The organism is Rhizobium sp. SEMIA 4085 (assembly GCF_013004495.1).
In the GTDB taxonomy this organism is placed as follows: Bacteria; Pseudomonadota; Alphaproteobacteria; order Rhizobiales; family Rhizobiaceae; genus Rhizobium; species Rhizobium gallicum.
This window is the reverse complement of sequence record NZ_JABEPH010000539.1, coordinates 1-2,840: the sequence shown is the minus strand read 5'-3', so window position 1 is coordinate 2,840 and position 2,840 is coordinate 1. Positions and strand designations below refer to the sequence as shown.

The following is a 2,840-nucleotide window of genomic DNA, read 5'->3' as shown; positions in this document are numbered from 1 at the left end:
GGCTAAGCCTTGCATAGGCCGAGCGGCCATTGTTCAGATCGTCGACGAAGGGGGAGAACTTATGCGTTCCTTCTTCGTGCATGATAAGGGGTGCGCGCAATGAAAGGCGCGCCCGCGACCCCTTGATCGCCGTCACCAGGATGCGGACGGCATTCTCACCTTTGCGCGGATGGATGGGGGTAATCTCGATGCCGCCGAAGCGCCTGCCGCAGCCGGTGATGATGTCGGCGATGGATTCGGGCCGCGCAATCAGCGACAATTGCCCGCCGGGGATCATGATCGCGCCGGCGGTACGAATCCATCTTTCGAAAAGACCATCCGTCATCGCATGCGCTTCAGCCTTCAGCGCATCGGGCGTTCGCCGGTCAGCCGCGTCGTTGAAAGGCGGGTTCATGATGACATGATGGAAGACTTCGTCGGCAAGGCCCGCGTCGTTGCGCGCCCTTGCCGTGAGCGTCACATCCGCCTCGACGACCGAAACGCGGCCCGCCACATGGGCATTTTCCGGCAACGCAATGCTTCGGCGGGCATAATCGGCCATTTCCGCAGAGCGTTCGAAAAGCACGGCCTGCGCCTTCTGCAGCCGGCAGACCACGGCCAGTCCGGCGGCACCGGCGCCGGCGCCAAGATCGGCAACCTTGATCGCACGGTCATCGGCAACGAGTGCTGCGAGCAGCATGGCATCCATGCCCGAACGGTGCCCCCTGCCCTTCGGCTGGACGATGTAAAAGCTGCCGCGATGGAAGGCATCGATCGTGTCGGAAGCGCCGTTCATGGCCACATTATTTCGCGATACGCAATTCGCCGGCGAGACCGGCATCCGTGAGGATGCGGCGGGCCTGATCGGCTCGCTCCTCCTCGACGAGCAGACGGCGCGGCAGCATGCCGAGCGACCCCTCGAGAATGCTCATATCCTGATCGGCGACAAAGCAGTGAATTCCCGCATCCTTCAGAAGACTCTGCGCATAGGACAATAGAACAGGGTCATTTGCGCGGATAAGTTCATGCATTTGCGGTCAATTCCCTTTCAATTCTGTGTTGCGCGACAATTCACCCCTTGCCGCTTCAATCGCCCCTTTCTATTGTCAATTCCAAAGAATGAACAGGAGTCCGGGTCGTTGGGCGTGGTCATACCGCTTGAAGAAAGCAAAAACAAACTGGCATCCGTCAAGCCGCTGGTCGATTTGACACGGGCGGACATGGAGCGGGTCAACCAGCTTATTCTTTCGAAGGCCGGTTCCGACGTGCAGATGATCCCGGAGGTCGCAAATCACCTGATCTCTTCCGGCGGCAAGCGCCTGCGCCCGATGCTGACGCTCGCATCGGCCTGTCTCTTCGACTATCGAGGCGAAAACCATGTCAAGCTCGCGACCAGCGTCGAGTTCATGCACACGGCAACGCTGCTGCATGACGACGTCGTCGACGAAAGCAATCTGCGCCGCGGCAAATCAACGGCGCGCACGATCTGGGGCAACCAGGCGAGCGTTCTCGTTGGCGATTTCCTGCTTGGCCAGGCCTTCCGCATGATGGTGGATGTCGGCTCACTCGATGCGCTCGATGTCCTTTCGTCCGCCGCCTGCGTCATTGCCGAAGGGGAAGTGCTGCAGCTTTCGGTCGCCAAGAACATGGAGACGACGGAGGACGACTATCTTTCCGTTATCCGGGCCAAGACGGCAGCACTCTTTGCCGCTGCTGCCGAAGTCGGCCCGATCGTCGCAGACGCCGGCAAATCAGGCCGCAATGCGCTGAAATCCTACGGCATGAATCTCGGCCTCGCCTTCCAGCTTGTCGATGACGCGCTGGATTACGGCGGCAAGGCTGCGGACCTCGGCAAGAATGTCGGCGACGACTTCCGCGAAGGCAAGATCACCCTTCCCGTCATCCTCGCCTATCGCCGCGGAACACAGGACGAGCGCGCCTTCTGGCGTGATGCGATCGAAGGCGGCAACAGCACTGATGCCAACCTGGAAAAGGCTCTCGGCCTGATCACCAAATACGGCACGCTGAACGACACGATCTCGCGGGCCGTTCATTACGGCACGATCGCCCGCGACGCGCTGGCGCCGCTCCCCGAAACGGCCTGGAAATCGGCCCTCATGGAAGTGATCGATTTCTGCATCGAGCGGGTCAACTGATCAAAGGTCCTTGATCGCGGGCTGATTTTCTTGCAGGGCCGCTTCAAAAAAGCCATCCTATTGTGAATCAGTCTTTTCAACTGATTTCGCAGCCGGCCGGATAAATCGGCTGCCCTGATGAAAGGTTTTCTAATGCGGCAGAGATATGCCATCCGTCTTCTTTCGAGCGTAGCCCTTGCAGCGGTCATTTCGCTCGGCGCGCTTGGCGGCGTGAATGCCGAAGAGGCGACCAAGACGGACGATGCCAGCAAGAACGTGATCTTCGACCCGGATACGGTCGGTACTTTTGCAGGCGCATTTCTTGCTGCCCGCACGGCCGATGTCGATCATGACTACAAGACGGCGATCGAGCTCTACAAGAAGGCCCTCCAGATCGAGCCTGGCAACCCGGAGATCCGCCAGCGCCTGATGATCTCGCTGCTTTTGAACGGCAATATCGAAGATGGCGTGAAATATGCCAACGACCTGAAGAAGGATCCTTCCGTCGAGCGCATCACCACCGTCGTGCGCAGCATGGACGCGATGCGCCGCGGCGAGTTCAAGAGCGCTGAAGCGATCCTTAAATATGACGGCCCGAACGACCTCGACCGCATGATGAACGACCTTTTGCTCGCCTGGGCGCGCGCCGGCGCCGGCCGCAACAAGGAAGCTCTTTCGATGGTCGAGAAGATGAAGGGCCCGGAATGGTTCGGCATATTCCAGAAC

Annotated in this window: 4 protein-coding genes; 2 read left to right on the top strand and 2 right to left on the bottom strand. The window is 59.8% G+C overall.

The window, feature by feature from the left end; translation table 11 throughout:
• Both C9413_RS30585 and C9413_RS30580 read right to left on the bottom strand, forming a co-directional pair.
• Positions 1-775 (bottom strand): methyltransferase (locus C9413_RS30585; RefSeq protein ID WP_246703896.1); only part of this gene is annotated, 775 nt, incomplete at its 3' end.
• 7 nt (positions 776-782) lie between these two features.
• A complete protein-coding gene (locus tag C9413_RS30580) occupies positions 783-1,010 on the bottom strand; it encodes a DUF2007 domain-containing protein (protein ID WP_028739850.1) in 228 nt (75 codons plus the stop codon).
• A gap of 108 nt (positions 1,011-1,118) precedes the next feature.
• On the opposite strand from C9413_RS30580, the gene C9413_RS30575 reads away from it, so the two are divergent.
• Both C9413_RS30575 and C9413_RS30570 read left to right on the top strand, forming a co-directional pair.
• A complete protein-coding gene (locus tag C9413_RS30575) occupies positions 1,119-2,135 on the top strand; it encodes a polyprenyl synthetase family protein (protein WP_039844143.1) in 1,017 nt (338 codons plus the stop codon).
• A gap of 132 nt (positions 2,136-2,267) precedes the next feature.
• A partial coding sequence (locus tag C9413_RS30570; RefSeq protein WP_170251361.1) for a tetratricopeptide repeat protein occupies positions 2,268-2,840 on the top strand: 573 nt, incomplete at its 3' end.